The 25,250-nt window shown below is 29.0% G+C and carries 22 protein-coding genes, 1 tRNA gene and 1 riboswitch; of the genes, 18 read left to right on the forward strand and 5 right to left on the reverse strand.

The window, feature by feature from the left end; genetic code table 11:
* Nucleotides 1-131: 131 nt before the first annotated feature.
* Complete coding sequence (locus INR60_RS00005) at nucleotides 132-1,727, reverse strand: amidohydrolase (protein ID WP_194189416.1); 1,596 nt, start codon at nucleotides 1,725-1,727, stop codon at nucleotides 132-134.
* Nucleotides 1,728-1,864: 137 nt separating this feature from the next.
* Nucleotides 1,865-1,980: riboswitch (FMN riboswitch) on the forward strand.
* A 168-nt stretch (nucleotides 1,981-2,148) separates the two neighbouring features.
* Here INR60_RS00005 and INR60_RS00010 point away from each other — a divergent pair.
* From INR60_RS00010 to INR60_RS00020, 3 genes are all read left to right on the forward strand, one after another.
* Complete coding sequence (locus INR60_RS00010) at nucleotides 2,149-2,745, forward strand: ECF transporter S component (RefSeq protein WP_194189417.1); 597 nt, start codon at nucleotides 2,149-2,151, stop codon at nucleotides 2,743-2,745.
* Nucleotides 2,746-2,935: 190 nt separating this feature from the next.
* Nucleotides 2,936-4,429 (forward strand): YjjI family glycine radical enzyme, encoded by a 1,494-nt coding sequence (locus tag INR60_RS00015; protein ID WP_194189418.1) that lies wholly within the window; start codon nucleotides 2,936-2,938, stop codon nucleotides 4,427-4,429.
* Nucleotides 4,430-4,440: 11 nt separating this feature from the next.
* The gene (locus tag INR60_RS00020; protein ID WP_194189419.1) at nucleotides 4,441-5,268 is read left to right on the forward strand and encodes a YjjW family glycine radical enzyme activase; all 828 of its coding nucleotides are present in this window, start codon (nucleotides 4,441-4,443) and stop codon (nucleotides 5,266-5,268) included.
* A 36-nt stretch (nucleotides 5,269-5,304) separates the two neighbouring features.
* On the opposite strand, the gene rimI is transcribed toward INR60_RS00020, so the two are convergent.
* Genes rimI through tsaE form a run of 3 tightly spaced genes read right to left on the reverse strand, consistent with a single transcriptional unit; the run spans nucleotide 5,305 to nucleotide 6,903 of the window.
* Nucleotides 5,305-5,742: a ribosomal protein S18-alanine N-acetyltransferase gene (gene rimI, locus INR60_RS00025; RefSeq protein WP_194189420.1), complete on the reverse strand. Its 438-nt coding sequence runs from the start codon at nucleotides 5,740-5,742 to the stop codon at nucleotides 5,305-5,307.
* Nucleotides 5,726-6,445, reverse strand: a complete 720-nt coding sequence (gene tsaB, locus INR60_RS00030; RefSeq protein ID WP_194189421.1) for a tRNA (adenosine(37)-N6)-threonylcarbamoyltransferase complex dimerization subunit type 1 TsaB — start codon at nucleotides 6,443-6,445, stop codon at nucleotides 5,726-5,728. Before tsaB ends, rimI begins: the two co-directional genes overlap by 17 nt.
* A 2-nt stretch (nucleotides 6,446-6,447) precedes the next feature.
* Complete coding sequence (tsaE, locus tag INR60_RS00035) at nucleotides 6,448-6,903, reverse strand: tRNA (adenosine(37)-N6)-threonylcarbamoyltransferase complex ATPase subunit type 1 TsaE (RefSeq protein WP_194189422.1); 456 nt, start codon at nucleotides 6,901-6,903, stop codon at nucleotides 6,448-6,450.
* Between the two features lie 168 nt (nucleotides 6,904-7,071).
* Here tsaE and INR60_RS00040 point away from each other — a divergent pair, with 168 nt between their 5' ends.
* From INR60_RS00040 to INR60_RS00050, 3 genes are all read left to right on the forward strand, one after another.
* Nucleotides 7,072-7,953, forward strand: a complete 882-nt coding sequence (locus tag INR60_RS00040) for a metal ABC transporter substrate-binding protein (RefSeq protein ID WP_194189423.1) — start codon at nucleotides 7,072-7,074, stop codon at nucleotides 7,951-7,953.
* A gap of 51 nt (nucleotides 7,954-8,004) precedes the next feature.
* A tRNA-Trp gene (locus INR60_RS00045) sits at nucleotides 8,005-8,080 on the forward strand.
* A gap of 139 nt (nucleotides 8,081-8,219) precedes the next feature.
* Nucleotides 8,220-8,663, forward strand: coding sequence for a hypothetical protein (locus INR60_RS00050; RefSeq protein ID WP_194189424.1), 444 nt, complete (start codon nucleotides 8,220-8,222; stop codon nucleotides 8,661-8,663).
* 65 nt (nucleotides 8,664-8,728) lie between these two features.
* Here INR60_RS00050 and INR60_RS00055 read toward each other — a convergent pair whose 3' ends face one another.
* Nucleotides 8,729-10,498 carry a glycoside hydrolase family 35 protein gene (locus INR60_RS00055; RefSeq protein WP_194189425.1) on the reverse strand — a complete coding sequence of 590 codons (1,770 nt, stop codon included), beginning with the start codon at nucleotides 10,496-10,498 and terminating at the stop codon, nucleotides 8,729-8,731.
* Nucleotides 10,499-10,686: 188 nt separating this feature from the next.
* Here INR60_RS00055 and INR60_RS00060 point away from each other — a divergent pair, with 188 nt between their 5' ends.
* From INR60_RS00060 to kduD, 12 genes are all read left to right on the forward strand, one after another.
* Nucleotides 10,687-13,398, forward strand: coding sequence for a sigma 54-interacting transcriptional regulator (locus tag INR60_RS00060; RefSeq protein WP_194189426.1), 2,712 nt, complete (start codon nucleotides 10,687-10,689; stop codon nucleotides 13,396-13,398).
* Between the two features lie 138 nt (nucleotides 13,399-13,536).
* Nucleotides 13,537-14,646 (forward strand): anaerobic sulfatase maturase, encoded by a 1,110-nt coding sequence (locus INR60_RS00065; RefSeq protein WP_194189427.1) that lies wholly within the window; start codon nucleotides 13,537-13,539, stop codon nucleotides 14,644-14,646.
* Between the two features lie 318 nt (nucleotides 14,647-14,964).
* A complete protein-coding gene (locus INR60_RS00070) occupies nucleotides 14,965-15,756 on the forward strand; it encodes a PTS mannose/fructose/sorbose/N-acetylgalactosamine transporter subunit IIC (protein WP_194189428.1) in 792 nt (263 codons plus the stop codon).
* Nucleotides 15,743-16,552 carry a PTS system mannose/fructose/sorbose family transporter subunit IID gene (locus INR60_RS00075; RefSeq protein WP_238480380.1) on the forward strand — a complete coding sequence of 270 codons (810 nt, stop codon included), beginning with the start codon at nucleotides 15,743-15,745 and terminating at the stop codon, nucleotides 16,550-16,552. Before INR60_RS00070 ends, INR60_RS00075 begins: the two co-directional genes overlap by 14 nt.
* Before the next feature lie 107 nt (nucleotides 16,553-16,659).
* Nucleotides 16,660-17,151, forward strand: a complete 492-nt coding sequence (locus INR60_RS00080) for a PTS sugar transporter subunit IIB (protein WP_194189429.1) — start codon at nucleotides 16,660-16,662, stop codon at nucleotides 17,149-17,151.
* An 87-nt stretch (nucleotides 17,152-17,238) separates the two neighbouring features.
* Nucleotides 17,239-19,272, forward strand: a complete 2,034-nt coding sequence (locus tag INR60_RS00085) for an alginate lyase family protein (RefSeq protein WP_194189430.1) — start codon at nucleotides 17,239-17,241, stop codon at nucleotides 19,270-19,272.
* Between the two features lie 138 nt (nucleotides 19,273-19,410).
* The gene (locus tag INR60_RS00090; RefSeq protein ID WP_194189431.1) at nucleotides 19,411-20,928 is read left to right on the forward strand and encodes a sulfatase family protein; all 1,518 of its coding nucleotides are present in this window, start codon (nucleotides 19,411-19,413) and stop codon (nucleotides 20,926-20,928) included.
* Nucleotides 20,929-20,932: 4 nt separating this feature from the next.
* Nucleotides 20,933-21,703 (forward strand): sulfite exporter TauE/SafE family protein, encoded by a 771-nt coding sequence (locus tag INR60_RS00095; protein ID WP_194189432.1) that lies wholly within the window; start codon nucleotides 20,933-20,935, stop codon nucleotides 21,701-21,703.
* 15 nt (nucleotides 21,704-21,718) lie between these two features.
* The gene (locus INR60_RS00100; RefSeq protein ID WP_194189433.1) at nucleotides 21,719-22,129 is read left to right on the forward strand and encodes a PTS sugar transporter subunit IIA; all 411 of its coding nucleotides are present in this window, start codon (nucleotides 21,719-21,721) and stop codon (nucleotides 22,127-22,129) included.
* Between the two features lie 18 nt (nucleotides 22,130-22,147).
* A complete protein-coding gene (locus tag INR60_RS00105) occupies nucleotides 22,148-23,335 on the forward strand; it encodes a glycoside hydrolase family 88 protein (RefSeq protein WP_194189434.1) in 1,188 nt (395 codons plus the stop codon).
* A 240-nt stretch (nucleotides 23,336-23,575) separates the two neighbouring features.
* The gene (gene kduI, locus INR60_RS00110; RefSeq protein ID WP_194189435.1) at nucleotides 23,576-24,406 is read left to right on the forward strand and encodes a 5-dehydro-4-deoxy-D-glucuronate isomerase; all 831 of its coding nucleotides are present in this window, start codon (nucleotides 23,576-23,578) and stop codon (nucleotides 24,404-24,406) included.
* 49 nt (nucleotides 24,407-24,455) lie between these two features.
* The gene (gene kduD, locus INR60_RS00115) at nucleotides 24,456-25,229 is read left to right on the forward strand and encodes a 2-dehydro-3-deoxy-D-gluconate 5-dehydrogenase KduD (protein ID WP_194189436.1); all 774 of its coding nucleotides are present in this window, start codon (nucleotides 24,456-24,458) and stop codon (nucleotides 25,227-25,229) included.
* The last annotated feature ends 21 nt before the right edge of the window (nucleotides 25,230-25,250 follow it).

Genomic DNA, 25,250 nt, shown 5'->3' on the forward strand with positions numbered 1-25,250 from the left:
TTATTTAAGTGCGTCTATTTTTCAAAACAGAAATTTCACAATTAACTGATCAACTAAATTTATATGAAAATCCATAAAAATAGGTTGTCGCTAGCAGATTTTTAATCTGCTAATGCGACAACCCCATTTATTTATGCTTTATAAATAGAAACGCCTTCTTTGAATGTTTCTAATACTTTTATATCTTTTATATCATCAAATTGAACTTTAATAGGATTCTTATCTAAAATTACTAAATCAGCAAGTTTACCTTCAGTTAAAGAACCTTTAGTATTTTCTTCTGAATATTGGAAGGCCGCGTTTATTGTTATAGCCTTTAGTGCTTGAAGAGGAAGTATCTTTTCAGAATCATCTATAACTACTCCAGACTTTGTAACCCTATTTACGGCGCACCAAATAGTTTTAAGCATATCTGGAAGAAGTACAGGTGTATCTTGGTGGAAAGTAAAAGGAACATCTTTTCTTAAAGTAGTCCTAGCAGGACTTATTCTAAACGCCCTCTTAACTCCAAAGTTTTCGATATGAGTATCACCCCAAAAGTAAGTGTGAGCAATAAAATAAGATGGTATCATGTTTAATTTTTTCATCTTATCTATTTGGTCGTATCTTATTAACTGGGCATGTACCATAACAGGTCTGTATGTTTCTTTGCTTTTTGAATTATCTATAACTTCTTCAAAACAATTAAGAAGTTGATCGCAAGCTGCATCACCGTTACAATGAGTTAAAAGCTGAGCCTTTTTATCTAAAGAATATTTTATTAAAGACTTTACTGTTTCATCATCATAAATAGGATAGCCTACGTAGTTATCAGTGGAATTAAGGTATGGCTTAGTCATCCAAGCTGTCTTACCTTGGGGAGACCCGTCTAGAAATAATTTAAAGCCACCTATTTTTAAACCATTTATATATTTATGAAAATAAAAAATATTATCATCAAATGTTTCTTTGTTATCTTTTATATCTATATAAGAAGTAACATCTAAAGAAAAATCCTTAGAGTTTGAGATTTCTTTAAATAAATCAAATTCCTTTGACGTAGTAAAGCCATCCTGAACTGTAGTGATTCCATAGCTTGAATAAATTTGCATAGCTTTAATTAAAAGATTCTTTTTAGTTTCTAAAGAAGCTTCTGGTATTTTAGAAGCACACGACATAAATGCTTTTTCTTCAAGATATCCGTTTGGAATATTTGAATCTTTAATTCTTCCTATAATGCCACCTTTAGGGTCAGAAGTATTTTCAGTAATTTCTAGCATTCTTAAAGCTGCACTATTACAAGACCCCATATGTCCTGATTTGTGAGCTATTATTATTGGATTAGTTAAAGAAACTTTATCTAAAATTCCTTTAGTTGGATGAAGTGAATGTTTAAATAGATTGTTATCGTACCCAAATCCAACAATCCATTCTTCATTAGACAAATTATGTTTACTTTTAAATTCTTTTAATGTATTTATAAGGTCATCAAAGTTATCTATGTTATTTAAATCTGCAAATCTTAAAGTATTTGCAAAAGATGAAATATGACTGTGTGAATCTATAAATGAAGGCATTAAAGTATGTCCTTCTAGATTTATTAATTCTGTTTTTTCGTCTTTCAAATTTAGAATATCTTCTTCAAGACCCACTTTTTTTATAATTCCATTTTGAATTAATACAGCGGTAGAAAATAAGTTGTCCTCATCCATAGTTAAGATGTCACCATTAAAAAATATTTTTTTCATAAAACCCCTCCTTATATGTAAATACCCTTCTAGGATATTTTAACACTAATTACTAAAATTATGAAATTAAAATGTTATTTAATTAACAGTTGACAAAAAAATAACAAAGTTTTATACTTAAGAAGTAAATTAAATATTTAAATCTTCAGGGCGGGGCGTAATTCCCCACCGGCGGTAAAGCCCGCGAGCAAATTTTGCATGATTTGGTGTAATTCCAAAGCCGACAGTATAGTCTGGATGAAAGAAGGTAAGATATTAGAATTGCTTAAGTTTTAGTAAATTCTGCCCTGATATACTTTTTTATATCAGGGCTTTTTTAATTTCTTAGATAACTTTAAATTATCTTAGGTAATTTTTTGCTAATCTTAAAGTTCCAATGACTTATCTAAATGGAAGATTCTATTTGGGAGGGAATATCAAAATGAAAAACAAAAATTTAAACAAAACTATCAAAATCTCATTACTTGCAGCAATAGCATTTATTTTAATGTTCTTTGAATTGCCACTTACACCATTTCCTTGGCTAAAGCTTGATTTAAGTGACGTACCAGCTCTTATGGGTGCATTTGCTTTTGGACCTTTAGCTGGAATTCTTATAGAATTTTTAAAGGTTATGATGAATTTACTTTTAAGTGGTACAAGCACAGGAGGTATAGGAGAACTTGCAAACTTTTTAATAGGTGCTTCACTTATAGCACCAGCTGCATTTATTTACTTTAGAAATAAATCAAAGAAAACTGCAATTATAGGAATGATAGTTGGTGGGATATCAATTAATATCGTTGGAATTTTAGCTAATGCTTATCTTTTATTACCTGCATATGGGATGCATTTGTCAGGTTCAGAATTAATTAATTATATTATGGTTGGATTAGTTCCAATTAATACAATTAAGGCTGTAGTAGTTTCAGTTATGACTTATATTCTTTATAAGAGGGTATCAGTTGCTATCTTTAAAGTTGAGCCTAACTTTGGAAGCTACAAAAAGAAAAATAAAGATGCAATAAATGTGAACTAACACCCTCACATTTATATAAATTACCTATTCAATACACAAATTAAAATAAAGGCTATCTTAAAAGTTTTTTTGAGATAGCCTTTAAAAATATTTTATGTACAAAAAGTTCACAAAATAAAAATCAAGTCTTTAAATAATAAAAGTTAAGGTTTACAATGGATTTAAAGTATATGGTACATAGGAGGAAAAGATGGATAGAGTATTAGAAATCATAAAGGATGAATCTTTAACTTATGCTCAAAGAGTTAAAAACTTAGCTTGTTATGCTGAAAACACAATTGAGGTTTTAAATGTTGATGACGAAACAAAAAAACTTATGGAAGATGGTTGCATATGTAATTTGTTTGAGGGGAATGCGCCATATAGATCTAGATATATAATTCCAGACTATAGAATTTTAATGGAAAAAGGGTGCGAGTTTTTAAACTTAGATAAACCAGAAGATATATGGGATGCTACAAACAATCTATTGATTTTTTATAAGCACGTTCCATCAATTACTTCTTTCCCTGTTTATCTTGGAAATATAGACGAGCTTTTAGAGCCCTTTGTTAAAGATGAAGTAGAAGCTAAAAAAGCTATAAAATTATTTTTAAAACATATAGATAGAACTTTAACTGACTCATTCGTTCATGCAAATATTGGGCCTAAAGAAACAGTTTCAGGAAGACTTATATTAGAAGCTATGGATGAACTTCAGTGTGCAGTTCCAAATTTAACAATGAAATATGATATTGATAATACAAGTAGAGATTTTATAAATTTATGTGCAAAAGTTGCACTAAGTACAGCTAAGCCAAGCTTTGCTAATCATAAAATGGATGTAGAGAGCTTTAAAACTGAAGACTATGCAATAGCTAGCTGTTATAACGGATTCCATATAGGTGGAGGAGGTTATACATTAGTTAGAATAAAGTTAAATGAAGTAGCTAAAAAAGCTAATTCTATAGAAGACTTTTTAGATAATGTATTACCTTATGTAAGTGAAAAAATGTTAGCTTATATAGATGAGAGAATTAGATTTTTAGTAGATGAGACACCATTTTTTAAGACTAACTTTTTAGTAAGAGAAGGATTTATAAAAAAGGAATTATTTACTGGAATGTTTGGAGTTGTAGGGTTAGCTGAAGCAGTAAACACTCTATTAGATGCAAAGGATAAAAAAGATAGATTTGGTTATTCAAAAAAAGCAGACGACTTAGGTCTTAAAATAATTGAAAAACTAAATTTAATTGTAAATAATCACAAAGGGTATGGAGTAGATTGCTTTGATGGTCATCACGTACTTCATGCACAAGTTGGAATAGATTTAGATCATCATGTATCTCCAGGCTGCAGAATACCTGTAGGGGAGGAGCCAGAGATATTTAAGCATATAATGCAATCAGCTCCTTTTCACAAATACTTCTTTAATGGTATAGGTGATATATTTATATTTGAAGATACTTATAATGACCACCCAGAATCTTTAATAGATATTATAAATGGTGCGTTTAATAGTGGAATAAGATATCTTTCTCTTTATGGCAAGGGAGCAGACGTTATAAGAGTAACTGGATACTTAGCTAAAAAATCAGAAGTAGAAAAACTAAAAAGCGGAAAAGCTGTTTTAAATAATACAGATATATTTGCTTTAGGCGCAAAAGAGAACTGTATGGCTTTTGATAGAAAAATAAGAAAGTAAGTGATTAGATAATGGCAGTAGTAAATAAAATTATTCCTTTTTCTTGTGTTGACGGGCCTGGAAACAGGATGGTTATATTTTTTCAAGGCTGTAATTTTTCTTGTACTTATTGTCATAACCCAGAGACTATAAATAAGTGTAACAACTGTGGAGAATGCGTTAAAGGTTGTCCTAGCGGTGCTTTAAAAATGGCTTCTGGGAAAGTAAGCTATGATAGAGAAGAGTGCATAGATTGTGATAGGTGTATAAAGGTTTGTAAAAATCTTTCCTCACCAAAAACTAAAGATTATAACGTTATAGAATTATTAGAAGAAATTAAAAAATGTAGCCCATTTATTAGTGGAATAACAGTTAGCGGTGGAGAATGCACCTTAAACAAAGAATTTTTAGTAGAGCTATTTAAAAAGGTTAAAGATTTAGGACTTACAGTTTTTGTAGATACAAATGGGAATATAGATTTAGAGAAAAACAAAGATTTAGTATATATAACAGATAAGTTTATGTTAGATATAAAATCTATAGACGAAGAAGAAAATATAACTCTTACAGGTGCTTCAAATAAATTACCTATAAAAAATTTAAAATATCTATTAGATTTAAATAAGATATTTGAAGTGAGGACAGTAGTTTGCAATAATTTAGATAGTTTTAAAACTATAGATGAAACATCAAAGATAATAAAAGATAGATGCAGATATAAAATTATAAAGTATAGGGAGTTTGGAGTTAGAGAAGAGGGAATAAAACTTCACGAAGAAGAAAGTCCAAGCCTTGAATTTATGGAAAATTTAAAAGATAAAGCTATAAGTAATGGTTGTTTAGATACTATAATTACTTAAAAAAAGATGATGCATAAAAAATATGCATCATCTTTTTTAATCTCTTTTCCACATTATAATTGCGTTTTCTTTGTCAGGATAGAAGTTTTTTCTTATTCCTTCGTTTTTAAAACCGCATTTTTCATAAAGCTTTTGTGCAGCTAAATTAGATTCTCTAACTTCTAAAGTTACTTCTTTAGAACCTTTAGAAGAAAGGGTTTTTAAAAGTTCATTTATAATGCTAAAACCGATTCCTTGTCCTCTAAAATCTTTAGATACTGAAACGTTAGTTATCTGGCCTTCTGAGGCTATTAACCAAGCGCCAGCAAAACCTACAACCTTGTTATCTAAAACTCCGACTATATAAGTTGCAAGAGAATTTGATAACTCATTTTTAATAGAATCTAAAGACCAGCTTTCTTTAAGGCTAGAGTCACTTATAGCTTTAACTTCTAAAATATGAGACTCATCCATTTCTTTAAGAATCAATTTCATTTCCTTTAAGCTCCAGTCTTTTATTAAGTTCTCTAACAGCTTGAGGTTGCTTTAGATAAAGTGGTGAAGAATTTTCATCATCTTTAATTCCTTCTTTTAAACGGTAAAGACCGATTTCACCTATTGAAGATGCACGGATAAGGTTTAAATAGTTATTTGCAAAATTAGAAGAAGGATATTCTTCTTTTATATAATCTCTATGTTTTAAAACTCCATCCCCTACAAAAATAATTTTCTCATCTTTTTCTTTGACTATTTCCATAAGTTTGTCTATATCTATTGAAGTTGGCTCTAGTATAGTTTGAAGTTTTCCGTCAATTACTTTATACATAGCTGCATAAACATTTTCTCTTAAAGCTTCCATAACAGAACAAATTATTCCGTCAAATGGAGAAGCAGAGAAGGCAAGCCCCTCTAAAGATGAAATGCTTATATAAGGTTTATTTCCTCCAAAGCTAAGACCTTTTATAGTAGCCATACCGATTCTAAGACCTGTAAAAGATCCAGGACCTTTAGAGACTACGAATCCATCTATATTTTCTATTGTAAGATTTGAATCTTTTAAAAGATCCTCTATCATAGGCATTAATAAAACAGAATGTTCTCTTTTGTTGTTTAGGGTGCATTCAGCTATTATGCCGCTTTCATCTAATATTGCACAAGTTGCGCATTTAGATGATGAGTCTACGCTTAAAACTCTCATAATTATAGCTCCTTTATATAATTGTATTTCTCGCCGTAAGGAGTGATTGTTATTTTTCTATAATCTTCTCCTTTTTCTAAATCCTTTTGAATATATATATGAAGATATTCAGAAGGTAAGATTTCTTCTATGTAGTTAGCCCACTCTATAATGGATACACCGTCTGAGAAAATGTAGTCATCAAAACCTATTGCATATATCTCATCTGGATCGCTAACTCTATAAACATCAAAATGATATAGTTTTAATCTTCCAGTGTCATATTCGTTAACTATTGTAAAGGTAGGACTAGTTATAGGTTCATCTATTCCAAGACCTTTTGCGATTCCTTTAGTTATATGAGTTTTACCAGTCCCTAATTCACCAGTTAAACAAACTATATCAGAAGGTTTTAAAATTTTCCCTAAAGCTTCACCAAGGGCAGTAGTTTCTTCTATATTACGTACTTCAAACTCCATCAAAAAGCTCCTTTCTAAGCACCATTCTATCTTTATATTCTATCCAAAAAATATTAAAAAGAAAAGTCATTGAAAAAAAAGATTAAAAAGAGTAAAATAGAGAATAACAAAATATTTACAGATGGTATTGATATGTTTAATCTAATTTAGATTATAGGGAGAAATCTTATGGACACTAAAATCAAGAAATTAACCTTTGTTATGCTTATTATAACATTTGCATTATTTTTAGGAATGGGTTCAAAATCGCTTATGGCGGATACGCCTACAAATGGGGAAAGCGAAACTCGATTAAAGTTCCTTAATATAATGACAGTTAATAAGATGCAAAGCAATATGATAAAAGAATTAACAAGTGATATTCATAACGTAAGTTATATGTTTGAATCAGAAAAAGATATAAAAAAATATAAAGTAACTAAGGACGCTGTAGATAATATTTCTAATATGGATTTGTTTTTATATTCAGGAAATAGCTTTGAGCCTTGGATTAACGATTTAACAAGCAACCTAAATAAGAATAATGTATCCGTTACAGATCTTTCAAGAGGAGTTAGAGAAGAAACTTTTAAAGAGAAAGATAAGGTAGAAGTAAATCCATATTACTGGACTAGTATAAACAACTATAAAGTAATGCTTTATAATGCAAAAACTCTTCTTCAAGAAAACGATCCTGCAAGAAGAAGTTTTTATGAGGATAATTACAACAAAATGCTTCAAAAGGTAGATAAAGCAAATGCAGAGTTTCAAAAGGTTAAAGGATTAGATAAGTTTACTTTTGTAACTAGAAATGACAAGTTTAATTATTTCTTAAATAGTATAGGAATAAACTATACGCTTTTAAAAGATAACGAAAGCATAGAAGACTTTGCAAAAGCTAAAAAAATAGATAAAGATAAAATAGTTTTAATAAAAGATAGTAATGAAAAGAAAAATAAAGATGATGATTGTAAAGTTATAGATTTAGATTCTTATAACAGTAATATAACGTATTCTGATTTAATTATTGATAACTTAAAACAATTTTCAAAGCTTGTTTCAAAAAAATAACGAAAAAGTATTGCATTTTTTCTAGAGCTATATTATAATAACTAATGTCTTAGGGGTATGGCTCAATTGGTAGAGTAGTGGTCTCCAAAACCATTGGTTGTGGGTTCAAGTCCTACTGCCCCTGCCAAAAAATCACTTAGCAAAAGCTAAGTGATTTTTTTATGCTTAAATTTGTATTATTTTAAATAATATGTAACTTTTGTTAATAAATATAACAATTATTCCTATTTTAATAGTATCATTAATAGTGATAGGGGGAATTATTAATGAAAGGATTAATTGCTTTTTTAGCTTTTACTGTGCAATTGCTTTATTGGATAATAGGGGACGGTCCAGGCAGTTATACTTTAAAAGATGTGATTTTAATTACTATACCTTTTTTCATAATAGTACTTATGATTATATTAAATGAAAAACATCCTGGAATAACGCTATTTGTAGCAGAGAGAATTTTAAAATCAGAATTTAAAGATATAAAACCGATTTTAAGAGTTGTAAATAGGGTTATGATAATAACATCATCTATATTACCCTTGATTTGTGCATACGATATAATACATGGATTAAGTGAGGGTGATATAGTTATAGATTTGCTTTTTCACGGAGTTATTATAGTAACTGCTATAGTAGGATTTTCTATGCCAGTTTATTATATGATTAGAGATTTAGCTCACAAACTTGTTATTCAAAAATTTTTTTATAAAAAATGATTTAGTAGTGATTTATAAAGAAAATAGGCTACATAACTTTAAAGTTATGTAGCCACTTTTTATTTTTAATACTTATATAAAGGTTTATCGCTAAGTGTTATTGAATCAGAGTATTTACCTTCAGTTTCAAATATTACTATTTTATTTTCTCCATAATTTAAAAGTGGGGCTGGTATATAAAGATATAAAGTAGGGCCTAAATCGGAAAATTTACCTAAGTTAAATCCATTTATAAAAGCGCAGCCTCTTTTAAATTTTGGTAGGTGCAAAAATGTATCACATTTATCATAAACATTAAAAGTATACTCATAAAAAGCAGGAGTATTAGGAATGAATTCTCCATCAAAATTAACTTTTTCTATATTAGATAAATCTAAAGGATAATGATAGAATCCCGTTTGAAAGTGTAGGTCAAGCATAACTCCACCCTTTATGCCTTTTCTTTGCTTAGGGCTTATAAGGCTTGCACCATAATTGATTCTACCTGTATTTTCAACTAATACATCTAATATGTTATCTTCTTTTAAAGGGAGATTTAAGCTGAAATTTTCTCCGATCTCTTCTCCAAACTGAGTTATTATATGCTTATTATTTACAAACACTTGAGCTCTATCATCACAATCTACTAATTTTGCTTTTTCTAAATATCTAGATTTTCCAACATTAGACCTATAAAGAGTGTATCCGTAGCCTTGATTTAGTTTTTCCATATTTAAAGTATAGTCATTATACAGCGGTTTAGATAATGAGTCTAAAGTATTAAATAGGGACACTTTATTTTTTAGTTTAATTTCTCCGTAATGTTTAAATTTAATATCAGTAGTTAATTCAACATCAGGTATAGATCTATATTTTGAAATTACATTTTTAAAATCATGATATTTTTCGTTATAAGTTCCCCATTCAGTTAAAGGGGCATCGTAGTCATAACTAGTAGTTTGAGGATCTATTCCGTTATGGTAACTGCACCCATTAAAGAAACCAAAGTTTGTTCCACCGTGGAACATATAGATATTGACACTACCTACATCTAACATATCTTTTAATTCTTTTGAGGCGTCTTTTGAGTCTCTTCTTTTTAGTTCAGAACCCCAATTATTAAACCATCCTATCCAAAACTCCATACACATTAAAGGCCCTATTATATTATTATCTTTCATAAAGGTATCTAAGGCGCCTATTTGCTCTTTAGTCCTTGAACCAAAGTTTGCAGTAGGAAGTACATTTTCGTTTAAAAGAGTACCAGAATCTAGTACTTCTCTCCAACCGCCATCAGAAGTAAATAAAGGAACTGTACATCCGTTTTGTATCATAAGATCTTTTATTTGTTTTAGGTATTTTTTATCATTACTAAAAGAACCATACTCATTTTCTATTTGCATCATAATAACAGGTCCATCTTCTGTAACTTGAAGGGGAGTGATTATTTTAAATAACTTTTTAAAATAATCAGATACGTGATTAATAAATTTAGTGTCTGTACTTCTAACTCTTATGTTATCTTCATTTAAAAGCCAATAAGGAAGTCCTCCAAACTCCCACTCAGCACATATGTATGGAGTTGGTCTTAAAATCACTAAAAGGTCTAACTCTTCAGCAAGTTTTACGAACTTTACTATGTCCTTATTGTTAGAAAAATCAAATTCTCCTTTCTTTGGTTCGTGTATATTCCAAGGGATATAAGTTTCAACAGTGTTACACCCCATTGCTTTTAGCTTTTCTAATCTATCTCTCCAATACTCTGGAACTATTCTAAAATAGTGAACGGCACCAGAAATTAATTTTATTTTTTCTCCATCTAAATAAAAATCTTCTTTTATTTTAAATCTTCTCATAAATCTTTTTCCCTCCAGAAATAGTTTTATTAATTTAAAAAGCAATTACTATGCCAAGTATAGTGTCATATGAATTAGTTTGTGTCACTAAAAAATGTAAAAAAATATTTACACTTAGTTAAAAGTTTATTATAATCTTAACTAAGATTTATGAATGTAAACATTTAAATGGGGAAGAGGGTTTTAAAATGACAATTAAAGAGAAGGTGTTCTTAAAACTTAGAGAACTTTGTGAAGTAACCGAAGAAAAAGATTTTGTTGGAATAACAGCAAAAGAAATTGCAGAAATTTTAAACGTTCAAAGAAATGTAGTTAGTCACTACTTAAATGAATTATGCAGAGAAGGAAAGGTCGTAAAGACTAATACTAGACCTGTGTATTTTTTTGACACAAATTTTATAAATAAAAAAGAAAAGTCAGAAGATGAATCTTTTTTAGAAGATCCATTTTCTAAAATAATAGGTAGTACAGGCAGTCTAAAAGAGCAGATAGAACAATGCAAGGCAGCTGCTGTTTACCCGAATAAAGGACTTCCTATAACTTTAACTGGTAATAGTGGAGTAGGTAAAAGTTATATAGCTAAGGTTATCTATGAATACGCTATTTATAAAAAATGCATCAAAGAAGATGCACCTTTTGTTACTTTTAACTGTGCAGATTATGCAAACAATAAAGAATTATTATCAGCTAACCTTTTCGGGTATAAAAAGGGTGCTTTTACAGGTGCCGATAAAGATGCTATAGGTTTAATTGAAGCTGCAGATAACGGGTATTTATTTTTAGATGAAGTACATAGACTATCTCCAGAAGGGCAAGAAAAACTATTTTTATTTTTAGACCAAGGAAAGTTTAGAAGAATAGGTGAAACTAACAAATGGAGAAGTGCAAACGTAAGGTTTATCTTTGCAACTACTGAAAATCTAGATGAGGTTTTATTAGATACATTTAGAAGAAGGATACCTATATTTGTAGAGATTCCAAACCTTTCTGAAAGGACTGTATCAGAAAGACTTTCTATGGTTTATAGTTTCTATAAAGATGAGGCAAAGGAGATAGGAAGAGATTTAATTATAAATAAGAATGTAATTAATTCATTGTTATCAATAAAAGGAAATGGGAACGTTGGGCTATTAAAAAATATAATAATAAGCAGTATTGCAAACTCCTATAGAATGAACACAAAGGACCAAACTATAAGTGTTAATTTAGATAGCCTTCCAGGTAAATTTAAAAATTCTATAAATATCAAAGATAACTTCTATTTTGAGAATATGAAGGTGTTTAGAGATGAAAACATAGAAACTAATATCAGTATTAATAATACCTCTTATAATCAGACTATAGTTACGGAATTAAAAAATATTTTTAAGTTTTTAAACAATTATAATGTTGGAACGTTAGAGTATGAAAAATTTAAAAAGAACTCAAACAGAAGTTTAAATAATATTTTAAAAGAGATTGTTTTTAATAATTCAAACATAGAAAAAGATATTTTAACTTACGAGCTTATCTTTAATATTGTAAATAATGCACTTATGTTTATACAAAAAAATTATGGTATAAAATATTACGGAAATACAACAAAGGTTTTAACTTATGCAATTATTTATTTAAGAAACTTTGATGAAAGGGAACTAGGTAAAAAATCAGAATTTAAAAATTATATAAAGATAATTAAAAAGAAGCTTACTGATAATTATTTAGTTAGCAAAAAATTAAGTGAGATTATTGAAAATACACTAGATAGTAAGCTTAGCGACTTAATACTTATAGTTATAACTCTTTATATAAATAGTATTTCAAGTGGTAACAAAAACAAAATTAAAGGTATTATAGTAGCCCACGGCTTTTCAACTGCAAGTAGTATAGCATCTGTTGCAAATACTTGTTTTGAAGATTTTATATTTGAACCTTTTGATATGCCAATAGATGTTACAACAGCAACAGTAACTAAAAAAATAAAAGATTATTTAAATTATATAAACACAGAAAAAGGTATAGTGATCTTAGTAGATATGGGTTCTTTAAATGAAATATACAACGAACTTAAAGACTGCGTAAATGGAGATGTTGGAATAATAAATAATATTTCAACTAGACTTGCTTTAGATGTTGCAAATAATATTATAAATAACGAACCTGTAGAAACTATAGTAAAAAAATGCTCCCTAAATAATAAAACAGAATTTAAATATTATGAAGCTAAAAATAAGAAAAAAGCTATAGTAGTTACTTGTATTTCAGGAGTTGGAACTGCTGAAAAAATAAGAGAAATTCTTAAAAAATGTATAGGTGAATCTGATGCAGAAATAATAGCACAAGATTATGACAGTATAGTAAACGGAATATCTAATAACAATAATTTAAAAGGGTATGATGTAAAGCTTATTATATCAACTACAGCATTAGATTTAAAGGGTGTTAATGTTATTGAATTACAAAATTTAATTAGTGGACAATCAGATAGTATTTTAGAAGAGGTATTTTATGATATAAGTAAGAAAAAGACTTTACCAGAAATAAAAGATGATATTATAAAATTTTTCTCACTTCAAAATATAATAAACCAGCTTACTATTTTAAATCCAAATAAGATAATAGATGAAGTTTCAAAAATAATAAATAATTATCAATTAGCTCTACATATGGATTTTAAGAGCGAATTAAAATTAGCTTTGTTTATTCATATAAGTGCACTTATAGAAAGACTTGTACTTAGAGATGCAATCATATCACACCCTAAGGAAGAAAAATTCAAAAAAGAACACAGGGATTTTATAGAAGAGACAAACAGGATCTTTGAAGAGATATTAAACGAGTATAAAGTGACTCTTCCTATAGCGGAGATAGTAAATATTTATTACATTATAAAATTAAGAGAATTAGATTATTTAAATTAGATATATATAAAAGGCTATAACATCAGTTATAGCTTTTTTAGTGAAAGGTAATTTAATTTTTATATGGTATGAAAGTTGCTTTAAATAATAGTGTAAGAAAAAAATAAAGTGTAATAGATAAAATAGGAGTTGTTAGATATGTTAAGTGTATTAATTAAGCCGGTATCATCAGATTGTAATTTAGAGTGCGATTATTGTTTTTATAAATCTACTTCAAAAGAAAATTCTAATATCAGTAGAGAATATATGAAGGTAGAGACTCTTAAAAATATAGTTAAGAAAGCTTTTGATTATTCAAAAGATGGTGTAGTATTTGCGTTTCAAGGGGGAGAGCCTACTCTTATAGGTTTAGATTTCTTTAAAGAATTAATAAAATTACAGAAAAAATATAATAAAAGAAAAATATTAGTTAAAAATTCAATTCAAACAAATGGATATAACATAGACGAAGAGTTTTCTATATTTTTAAAGGAAGAAAACTTTTTAGTAGGTTTATCATTAGATGGGCCTAAATTTTTACATGATAAATATAGAGTTAATCTTAAAGAAAATGGAAGTTTTGATAAGGCCTTTAATACTAAAAAGATTTTTGATAAAGACTTCGTAGAATACAATATTCTTTCTGTTATAACAAAGGAAACAGCTAAAAATGCAAGAGAGCTTTATAAGTTTTATAAAGATAATGATATAAACTTTGTTCAAACTATTCCTTGTTTAGATAAGGGATTTAAGCAAAGTGGAGAAGAAAAATATTCTTTAACTCCTGATGAGTACGAAGAGTTTTTAAAGGTGTTTTTTGACCTGTGGTATATAGACTATAAAAAAGGCGATTTTATGAGCGTAAGGTTATTTGAGAATATTTGTGCAATGCTTCTCGGAATGAAACCTGAAAGCTGCGAACTTATGGGATTTTGCAGTATTCAAAATGTAATAGAAGCAAATGGGGATATATACCCTTGTGATTTCTATGTTTCAGATGATAAGAGAATTGGAAACATAAACGAAATATCTTTTAAAGATGTACCAAAACTTAAATCAAGTATTAAATTTATAGATATAAAAGAACCTTTAGATAAATGCAAAGAGTGTAAGTATGGGCCTCTTTGCAAAGGTGGTTGCAAAAGGTATAGAGATGAAAATACGTTAGAGTACTATTATTGCAGCACTTTTAAAAACTTTTATGATTATACAATAGATAGGTTTATAGAAATCTGTAAAGATATCATAAAAAGGGAAAAGAACAGATAATCTTTAAAACTACCTTCTGTTTGTAAGGTAGTTTTAAATTTGTAAAAATATAGTGTCATACGGGTACAGGGTAAATTTAGTAAAGAGTAATTGATAAAAAATAAAAATACTTTAAATTATAGACTATTGTCATACTAAAATTAACTTTAAAGGAATAATAAACGATCTAGAATATCTAGGAACCTTTATTTATTATGATTATATAAAAATTTATAGTATGACAAAAAGTTGGCACGAGAGTTGCTTTATAAATAAGTGTAAACATTAACAAATTAAAATCAAAAATAAAATATTAAAATATTTTGGGAGGTATTATATATGGATATTCAATTATGGCAAATATTAGTTCTTGCAGCTTATGCAGCATTAGCTCAATATGATGGACTACACTTTTTAGTTGGTTTACCAAAACCAGCAATAGCAGGTTTATTTGCAGGACTAGTTATGGGAGATGTAACAACAGGACTTTTAGTTGGAGGTACTATCCAATTAATGAATTTAGGAGTTAGTAACTACGGGGGAGCTTCAATTCCAGATTATATGTCAGCTACATTAATATCAACAGCACTAACTATTTCAACAGGACAAGGTGTTGAATTTGCAGTTGGTATAGGTGTTCCAGCAGCTTTATTATTAGTTCAATTAGATATTTTAGCAAGAATGGCAAACACATTCTTCCAACATAAAGCGGAAAATTACGCAGATAAGAGAGACTATAAAAAAGTTAAACTTATGAACATATTAGGAGTAATTCCTTGGTCTTTATCAAGATTTGTACCAGTATTTGTAGTATTATTCTTTGGTGCAGACGTAGTTAATAAGATATTAGCAGCATCACCACAATGGTTCTTAACAGGATTACAAGTAGCAGGGGGATTATTACCTGCAATAGGTATAGCAATATTACTTAAATACTTACCACTTAAAACTTATGCACCTTACTTAGTTATAGGATTTGCTTTTGCAGCATTCTTAAACTTACCAGTTATGGGTGTAGCTTTAATAGGTGGTGCTATAGCATTTATTAAATTTAAAGAAAGAGAAGAGCAAGCTTCTAAGGAATTAAGCAGCACACAAGTTTCAGGAGGAGGTTTTGATGAAGATGAGTAATGAAGTAAAAAAGTTTACTAAAAAAGATATAAATAGAGCTTATTTTAGATGGTATGGAGCTGGAGAGACAGCTTGGAACTATGAAAAGATGCAAGGACTTGGATATTGCTATACTATGCTTCCATTCCTTGAAGAAATTTATAAAGATGAAGACGAACTTAACGATGCAGTTAAAAATCACATGCAATTTTTCAACTGTAATATGACAACAAGTGCACTTATAATCGGAGCAAACCTTGCTATAGAAGAGCAAGGTGGAGAAGGCGTTCAAGAAGCAGTTGCAGCTATAAAAACTGGTCTTATGGGACCTTTAGCTGGAGTTGGTGATACATTATTTGGTATGACATTTAATACAGTATTTGGTTCAATAGCAGCTTATATGGCTATCGAAGGAAACCCAGTAGGATGTTTTATTTGGATATTTGCAAACTTAGCTAGAATATTATTATCTAACTTCTTTATGCACCTAGGATATAAAGAAGGGGCAAAGGTAGTTGGAACTGTAGGAACAAAGCTAAAAAATGTTACAGAGGCTGCAACTATATTAGGGATGACAGTTATCGGGGCACTTATCCCAACTGTTGTTAAAGCAAAGACAGCATACGTGTTTAAAACAGGAGAGGTAGAATTACCAATCCAAGATATTTTAGATAAAATTATGCCAGGGTTATTACCACTTGGAATAGTATTTTTAACTTATTGGTTACTTGGAAGAAAGAGATTAAACTCAACAAAGGTAATCTTCTTATTAATAATAATGGGTATATTAGGATCAGTTATAGGGTTCTTAGGATAATAAAAAAAGTGTAGTTCCTTAGAATATATATTTTAAGGAACTACGATACAAAAAATATGGTTTGGGTATAGAATTAAAGAGTATAAGAATTTGGAGGTATTTTATTTATGAAAGGTATAATACATATAAGAATAGACGATAGATTAATCCACGGACAAGTTGCAGCATTTTGGTGCAATACTTTAAAGGCAACTAGAATTATGGTTATAAACGATAAGGTTTCTAACGATGAAATGCAAAAATCAGTTTTAAGAATGGTTGCACCAGCTTCAATTAGAACTTCAATTATTTCAAAGGAAACAGCTTTTAAAAACATACAAGCTGGAAAATATGAAGGCCAAAGAGTTCTAGTAGTAGTAAAAAATCCAGAAGATTTATTAGATTTAATAAATATGGGGTTAGATATAAAAGAATTTAATGTAGGGAACATGGCATCAAAAAATGATACAACTCAAATAAAGCGTTCAGTAAATGTTACAGAAGAAAACGTAAAAACATTTAGAGAACTTGCAAAATTAGGGGTACAGATGACATCAATAATGGTACCAGATGATCCTAAAACAAACATTATAGATTTCATAGATAAAGCAGGTCTATAGATAAAAATTAAATATTAAATTTTAAATTAGCGGGGCTTTGCAAAATTTATTGTGATAGCCCCATTTTTAATATAGGAGGATATAAATATGGGGTTATTAGATATTTTGAATTTAGAAGATTCATACCTAGAAAAAGAAAGGATACTAAAATATTATAAAACTAGAAAAAAGAAGGGGTATATAGAAGATAATGATTATTTAAAAGAGTATTTAATTAAAAATAATTATAAAGAAGTAGAAGAACTTTTAGAAGATGCAGATAGATATTTAAGTGGAATCTTTATTTTTGATAGAAAGTGGGATATGGAAAGATGTAAAACTCCGTATGAATTTAAAGAAAAAATAGATTGGACTGTAGTTCCTTTTAAAGATCCAGAGTGGACTTATATGTTAAATAGGCATAAGCATTTACTTATTTATGCTTGGAGCTTTTATATTACAAAAGAAGATAAATATTTTTATAAATTAAAAGAAGAACTTACAGATTGGATAGATAATGTAAAACTTCAAGATGAAAATATGACACTAGCCTGGAGAACTATAGAAGCTGGAATAAGACTTAGAAACTTTACTAAAATATTTGAACTTATAATAGAACATGAAGATTTTGACTATGAGTTTTTAGAAAAATATTTAAATTCTATTTATGTACATATAGATTATATTCTAAGAAACTCAAAAGAAATTAGGATTTTAAGTAATTGGGTCATACTTGAAAACCACGGTGTTTTTATAGCTTCTGAATATTTTGAAGAGCTTAAAATTAGTAAAGAAGGAAAAGAAAAATCAATTAAAATGATAGAAAAAGCCTTAAATATTCAAATACTTAGTGATGGGCTTCAGTGGGAACAATCCTTTATGTATCATAACGAGATGGTAAATTGCATTTTAGATATGATTATTATAGATAAAAGAAATAATAATTTATTAAAAGAAAATATAAAAGATAAGTTAAAAGATATGTTGTATGCAACTTTAAATATAGCAGATCCAAACCTTCATCAGATAAATTACGGAGATAGTGATAATGAAGATTTAAGTGATATATTATCATTAGGTGCAATTGTTTTAGAAGATGACAATTTAAAAAGAGTAAATAAAGCTCCCTTAGAGACGTTATTAACTTTTGGATATGACGGAATTAAAGTTTTTGAAAGTTTAAATACTAAAAGCATATTAAAATCTAAAGCTTTTTTAGATTCAGGAAATTATATAATTAGAGATAATTTTAAAGATAAAGATATATTTACATTTTTTAAATGTGGACCTCTTGGAAGTGGACACGGGCATTACGATTTATTACACTTTATGATTAATTATAAAGGTTTTGAAATTTTAAGTGATTCAGGTAGATTTACATATAATGAAGAAGATGTTTTAAGAAATAAATTAAAAGAAGCTAAGTCTCACAATACGATTTTGGTAGATGACTTAGAATTTAATATAAGTAAGGGGGCGTGGTCAAGCCTTAAAGTATCAAATTATATAAAGAGGGATTATAAATTCGGAAAACTAGGGAGTTTAGTTGAAGGTGCGCATACAGGTTATAAAGGTGTATTTACAAATAGAAAATTAATTTATTTAAATTCAGGAATTTGGATTTTAAGTGATGAGTTTTTTACTGATGAAAAACATAAATACTCTAGGATATTTAATTTTAATAAGCCAAACTGTAAGATAGATAAAAATAAAGTTATTTATAATGATTTAAATTCTTATGAGTTTAATTTAATTCCTTTAAATGGAGGCGAAATAAGGCTTGAAGAGGGATTGATTTCAAAAGAATATAACTCTATTTATAAAACGCAAAAAGTAGTAATAGATTTTGAAGGTGAGTCTGATACTTTTTTAAATACTGTAATGTATGTAAATGAAGAGGAAAAAGTAACTAATATTTCTTATGTAGAAATATTAGATTGGAAAAATAAAAAATTAGATGAAAAATACGCTAAAGGTATAAAGATAATAAAAGGAGAGACAACTTATATAGTAGTTATAGCAACAGACGAAGAGCCAAGCGGAAGAAAAACTTATATAGTTGATGGAACAGTTATTTACGGAAGAGTTACTATAATTAAAAGGACTAAAGATAATGAAGAAATTGAGGTTTTAAGTTACTAAAAGATTTAAAAAGGTACAAAATAAATTTTTTTGTATCTTTTTTTTATTCTGTAAGATTGATTCTTTAAGTGTATGTGACAGAATGTGGCACGGTAATTGCTTTAATTATAGATATAAAATACAAAAGGGGGAGTTAGTTTGAAAGAAAAAAGGCCAAATATTTTATTTATAACTAGCGATCAGCAGCATTTTAATACTATAGGTGCTTTTAATAAAGAAATAAAAACTCCAAATATAGATAGGTTAGTTAAAGAAGGAACAACTTTCGATAGGGCATATACTGTAAACCCAACTTGTACTCCTTCAAGAGCAACTCTTATAACTGGCAAATATCCAAGCCAACATGGTGCTTGGACTTTAGGAACAAAACTTCCTGAAAGTGAAAAAACTTTAGGGGGATATTTAAAAGAAGAGGGATATAGGACAGCTTTGATTGGAAAGGCACATTTTCAGCCCCTTAAAAGCACTGAGGAGTATACTTCTTTAGAAGCTTACCCTATACTTCAAGATTTAGAGTTTTGGAAAAATTTTAATGAGGACTTTTATGGATTTGAAAAAGTTGAACTTACAAGAAACCATACAAATGAACCTCATGTAGGGCAGCATTATGCTCTGTGGCTTAAAGAAAAGGGAGTAGAAAATTGGAGGGATTATTTTTTAGGAGATACAGGGTGTATGGACCCGAGCATTAAATATAAATGGGATATAAAAGAAGAATTTCACTATGACACTTGGATAGCTGAAAGAACAAATAAATTATTAGAAGAGTATAAAGAAAATGATGAAAACTTCTTTTTGTGGGCAAGCTTTTTTGATCCACATCCACCATATTTAGTATGTGAACCTTGGGCATCTATGTATGATAAAGATGAAATTACAATTCCAGAAGTAATTGAAGGAGAACATATAGATAGTCCTCCACATATTAAGATGACACAAAAAGAAAATGCAGATTTTTCAGAGTATAGAGAAACAGGTTTTGCAATACATGGAATGAGTAGAAATCATCTAGTTCCAAAGGAAACACTAAAAAAGGATATTTCAGTTTATTATGGAATGGTTAGTATGATGGATAAATATATAGGTAAAATTCTAGATAAATTATCTAGTTTAGGACTTTCAGAGGATACTATAGTTATTTTTACAACTGATCATGGAAATTATTTTGGGCAACATGGATTAACTAGAAAGGGAGCTTTTTTATATGAAGACTTAATAAAGATTCCATTTATAGTAAGGTGGCCAAATAAAGTTTCAAAAAATAAAGTAAATAGTGCACTTCAGTCACTAGTAGATGTAGTACCAACAGTATTAGAAGCTACTAAAACTAAAGTTTCAAGGGATATAACAGGAAAAAGTCAATTAGATGTTTGGACTTCGAAAAAAGATAAGGTAAGAGAACATATAATTTGTGAAAATCACCACGAGCCTACGACTATAAATCAAAGGACTTATGTAGATGAAAGATACAAAATAACTATTTATTATAATAAAGAGTACGGGGAAATTTATGATTTAGAAAATGACCCATTAGAGATTAATAACCTTTGGGATAAAGAAGAATTTAAGGATTTAAAAAGTGAATTGCTTTTAAAGTATGCTTGGGCTGAATTAGAGAAAGAGCCGATGTGGATGCCAAGAATAGCAGGAGCATAAAATAATGGCTTTAATTTATTTTTTAGTAGCATTAGTTTCAACTATAGTAGGTTCTTTAGCAGGGCTTGGCGGAGGAGTAATAATAAAACCTGTATTAGATATATTAGGTAATTATAGCGTTCAAACTATAAGTGTACTATCATCATTTACAGTTTTTGTAATGGCAGTAGTATCTATAATAAAGCAAACTAAGTATGGGGTGAAATTTGAAACAAGTAAAACTATTTATATAGGTTTTGGTTCGATACTTGGGGGAGTTTTAGGAGAATGGGTTTTAGGGTTAGCTTTATCAATAGTAAATAATGAATCAGTAATATCTATAATTCAAAATATGGTTTTAGCAGTACTATTAACAATAATAATAATTTATATGAATAATAAACCAAGATTTAAAAGATATAAGGTTGAAAATAAAGTAGTTTGTATAATTGTAGGACTAAGTTTAGGGCTTTTAAGTGCTTTTTTAGGGATTGGGGGAGGACCTATTAATGTATGTGTTTTGTCATTAATATTTTCGCTAGATACTAAAGAGGCAGCTATAAATTCTATAATTATTATATTATTTTCTCAAAGTTCAAAGCTTTTTACGGTATTTATAAATGATGGGTTTAATGGTATGGATTTAAGTATGCTTCCCTTTATGATAATAGGTGCAATTTTAGGAGGGACTTTAGGTTCAAGTTTAAATAGAGTATTAAATAATAAAACGATTTTAACAGTATTTAATGTTGTAATAATAACTTTGATAGGAGTAAATGTATATAACATTATTTAAAAATGGAGGTATAAGATGTATAAAATTTTAATGGTTAGTCATAGCGCTTTATGTACGGGAGTTTTAGAAGGGGCAAAAATGATCCTAGGAGATGTAAGAGGAGTAGAATGTATTAGTCTTACAGAAGAAGGCGTAGAAAAGTTTTCAGATGAATTAAATAAAAAGCTTTTAGAAATAAAAGATGATAAAGATGGAATATTAGTTTTAGCAGATCTTTTTGGAGGCTCGCCATTTAATAGAGCACTTATGGAAAGTATAAATGATACTAGAATTAAGATTATAACAGGTGTTAATCTTCCTATGCTCATAGAAGCAGTTATGAATATGGAATCTAATTTAGAAGAGGTTTATGATAATATCTTAAACGCAGGAATAGAAGGTATTAAAACTAATAAAATTACTAAATGTGATATAGAGGATGAATAAGCGTTAGGAGGATTTTGTATGTTTAAAAATTTAAATATAGAAGAAATTAAAAATAAAGAAGAACTTATAAAAGAAGATTATTTAAATAAAGAAGAAGTAAAAGATGCTTTAGATTTTATAATAAGTAAAATAGACGAAAATTTAGAGGTATTTACAGAAAAGTTTCCAAGCGCTTGTACCACTAATCATAAATATAGAATAAAAGATAATGATGATTGGACTAATGGTTTCTGGACAGGCATGCTTTGGATGGCATACGAGTATACTGGTGATGAAAAATATAAAATAGTAGGGGATTTACATACTGAAAACTTTAGAAAAAGGTATGAGGATAATTTTGTATTAGACCACCATGATTTAGGTTTTTTATATAGTCTTTCGGCAGTTGCAAGCTATAAAGTTACTGGTGATAAAAAAGCAAGGGAACTTGGGCTTTTAACTGCAAAAAAGCTAAAAGAAAGATATCAAGAAAAAGGAAAGTTTATCCAAGCTTGGGGTAAATACGGTGATGAAAGAGAATATAGGCTTATAATAGATTGCCTTCTTAACTTACCTCTTTTATATTGGGCATACGATGAAACATTAGATGAAAGCTTTTTAAATGTAGCAAATAATCATTTTGAGACTGCAATCAATACAGTTATAAGAGAGGATTCTTCAACATACCATACTTATTATTTCGATAAAGAGACAGGAAAGCCTAAAAGTGGTATTACTCATCAAGGATTTAGTGATGAGTCTTGTTGGGCAAGAGGTCAAGCTTGGGCAATAATTGGGATGCCTTTAAATTACAGATACAATAAATCTTTAGATAGTATTGAAATTTTTATGGCAGTAACAAACTATTATTTAAATAGACTACCGGAAGATTTAATTCCTTACTGGGATTTAATATTTAAAAAAGAGGATAAGGAGCCTAGGGATTCTTCATCAGCTGCAATAGTTGCTTGTGGTATATTTGAAATGGAAAAATATTACGACTTAAAAGATAAAGAAGTTTATATAAAATCTGCACACAAAATGCTTAGAGAATTGATAAATAATTACACAACTAAAGACTTAAAAGAAGCAGATGGGATATTAAAGCATGGAGTATACGCTTATCATCATAATAAAGGAATAGATGAATGCAATCTTTGGGGAGATTATTTTTATATGGAAGCATTAATGAGATTATATAAAAAAGATTTTAACATATATTGGTAAAGATATTAATTACAGTCTCATAACTAATAGCAAAATAACAACTTTGTGGCACTAAATTAATTTATTTTTAAATTAGTGTCATATACACTTAAATTATTTTATTTTAAAGTCCTTGTTTAAGTTTTAAAAAACGGCTTAAACAGGGGCTTTTATATATTTAAATTAAATATCTAAATAAGTGGCATGGAATTTGCTTTATATAAATGTATAAGATATTTAAATTTTAGGAGGTTTTTAAAAATGGAAATAAGATATGCAAATCACCCAGAGGATTCAAAAAAATATACAACTAGTGAGCTTAGAGATCACTACTTAGTAGAGGGAGTATTTGTTAAAGATGAAATCAAATTAACTTATAGTCATGTTGATAGAATAATATTTGGTGGTGCAATGCCAGTAGATAAAGAGTTATCTTTAGAGGCTGGAAAAGAACTTGGAGTTTCTTACTTTTTAGAAAGAAGAGAAATGGGAGTTATAAATATAGGTGGAGCTGGATCTATTATTTTAGATGGCACTGAATATGAAATTGATAGCAAAGATGGAATTTACATAGGGGCTGGAACTAAGGAAGTTAAGTTTAGTTCAAAGGATTCTAAAGACCCTGCAAAGTTTTATATAAATTCAGTACCTGCTCATAAAAGCTATAAAACTGTAAAAATAAATATTAAAGATGCAAATCCAGTAAGACTTGGAGACAATAGCACTTTAAATAAGAGAACTATCTATCAATACGTTCATCCAAACGTATGCGAGAGTTGCCAATTACTAATGGGACTTACTATGTTAGAACCAGGAAATGCTTGGAATACAATGCCTTGCCATACTCACGAGAGAAGAATGGAAGTTTACTTCTACTTTGATATGGACGAACAAACTAGAGTTTTCCACCTTATGGGAGAGCCTACTGAAACTAGACATTTAGTAGTGAAAAATGAAGAAGCAATAATTTCACCTAGTTGGTCAATTCACTCAGGTGTTGGAACAAGCAACTATACATTTATCTGGGGAATGTGTGGTGAAAACCAAACGTTTGATGATATGGACGCTATAGCGATGGAGACTTTAAGATAATTTTATAAGAAATAAACATAGAACTTAGTTATTTAAGGAGGACTTTGAAATGTTAGATAATTTTAGTATGGATTTTTTTAGTTTAGAAGGAAAGGTAGCAATAGTTACAGGAGGTAATACTGGGCTTGGTCAAGGGTATGCTGTAGCACTTGCTAAAGCAGGTGCAAACTTAGTTGTTGCAACTTTTGATGATAATTGGGATGAGACGCGTGAATTAATAGAAAGAGAAGGAAGAGAAGTTTTATTTGTTCAAGCAGATTTAACTAAAAAGGAAGATAGAGAAAAGGTAGTTAAAGAAACTTTAGATAAGTTCTCTAAAATAGATATTTTAGTAAATAATGCTGGAACTATAAGGAGAGCACCACTTCTTGAATACAAGCCAGAAGATTGGGATGCTGTTATGAATATAAACTTAAATGCAGTTTACTTTTTAAGCCAAGAAGTAGCAAAAGTTATGGTTAAACAAAACTCAGGAAAAATAATAAACATAGCTTCAATGCTTTCTTTCCAAGGAGGAAAGTTTGTACCTCCATATACTGCAAGTAAACACGGAGTAGCTGGAATCACTAAGGCTTTTGCAAACGAACTTGCAGGATATAATGTTCAAATTAATGCTATAGCACCAGGATATATAGCTACAGATAATACAGCACCTATAAGAGCTGATGAAAAAAGAAATGCAGAGATATTAGGAAGAATACCTGCAGAGAAATGGGGTACTCCATTTGACTTAATGGGAACTGTAGTATTTTTATCATCAAGAGCATCAGACTATATAAACGGACATATATTAGCTGTTGATGGCGGATGGTTAGTTAGGTAATAAAAATTATAAAGAGGTGCT

Origin of the sequence: Clostridium chrysemydis, from assembly GCF_015234215.1 — a bacterium.
In the GTDB taxonomy this organism is placed as follows: domain Bacteria; phylum Bacillota; class Clostridia; order Clostridiales; family Clostridiaceae; genus Clostridium; species Clostridium chrysemydis.

Coding starts and splice junctions, on each gene's coding strand:
- INR60_RS00005 (WP_194189416.1), bottom strand. CDS start 1,727: ATGAAAAAAATATTTTTTAATGGTGACATCTTAACTATGGATGAGGAC.
- INR60_RS00010 (WP_194189417.1), top strand. CDS start 2,149: ATGAAAAACAAAAATTTAAACAAAACTATCAAAATCTCATTACTTGCA.
- INR60_RS00015 (WP_194189418.1), top strand. CDS start 2,936: ATGGATAGAGTATTAGAAATCATAAAGGATGAATCTTTAACTTATGCT.
- INR60_RS00020 (WP_194189419.1), top strand. CDS start 4,441: ATGGCAGTAGTAAATAAAATTATTCCTTTTTCTTGTGTTGACGGGCCT.
- rimI (WP_194189420.1), bottom strand. CDS start 5,742: ATGAAATTGATTCTTAAAGAAATGGATGAGTCTCATATTTTAGAAGTT.
- tsaB (WP_194189421.1), bottom strand. CDS start 6,445: ATGAGAGTTTTAAGCGTAGACTCATCATCTAAATGCGCAACTTGTGCA.
- tsaE (WP_194189422.1), bottom strand. CDS start 6,903: ATGGAGTTTGAAGTACGTAATATAGAAGAAACTACTGCCCTTGGTGAA.
- INR60_RS00040 (WP_194189423.1), top strand. CDS start 7,072: ATGGACACTAAAATCAAGAAATTAACCTTTGTTATGCTTATTATAACA.
- INR60_RS00050 (WP_194189424.1), top strand. CDS start 8,220: ATGAAAGGATTAATTGCTTTTTTAGCTTTTACTGTGCAATTGCTTTAT.
- INR60_RS00055 (WP_194189425.1), bottom strand. CDS start 10,498: ATGAGAAGATTTAAAATAAAAGAAGATTTTTATTTAGATGGAGAAAAA.
- INR60_RS00060 (WP_194189426.1), top strand. CDS start 10,687: ATGACAATTAAAGAGAAGGTGTTCTTAAAACTTAGAGAACTTTGTGAA.
- INR60_RS00065 (WP_194189427.1), top strand. CDS start 13,537: ATGTTAAGTGTATTAATTAAGCCGGTATCATCAGATTGTAATTTAGAG.
- INR60_RS00070 (WP_194189428.1), top strand. CDS start 14,965: ATGGATATTCAATTATGGCAAATATTAGTTCTTGCAGCTTATGCAGCA.
- INR60_RS00075 (WP_238480380.1), top strand. CDS start 15,743: ATGAAGATGAGTAATGAAGTAAAAAAGTTTACTAAAAAAGATATAAAT.
- INR60_RS00080 (WP_194189429.1), top strand. CDS start 16,660: ATGAAAGGTATAATACATATAAGAATAGACGATAGATTAATCCACGGA.
- INR60_RS00085 (WP_194189430.1), top strand. CDS start 17,239: ATGGGGTTATTAGATATTTTGAATTTAGAAGATTCATACCTAGAAAAA.
- INR60_RS00095 (WP_194189432.1), top strand. CDS start 20,933: ATGGCTTTAATTTATTTTTTAGTAGCATTAGTTTCAACTATAGTAGGT.
- INR60_RS00100 (WP_194189433.1), top strand. CDS start 21,719: ATGTATAAAATTTTAATGGTTAGTCATAGCGCTTTATGTACGGGAGTT.
- INR60_RS00105 (WP_194189434.1), top strand. CDS start 22,148: ATGTTTAAAAATTTAAATATAGAAGAAATTAAAAATAAAGAAGAACTT.
- kduI (WP_194189435.1), top strand. CDS start 23,576: ATGGAAATAAGATATGCAAATCACCCAGAGGATTCAAAAAAATATACA.
- kduD (WP_194189436.1), top strand. CDS start 24,456: ATGTTAGATAATTTTAGTATGGATTTTTTTAGTTTAGAAGGAAAGGTA.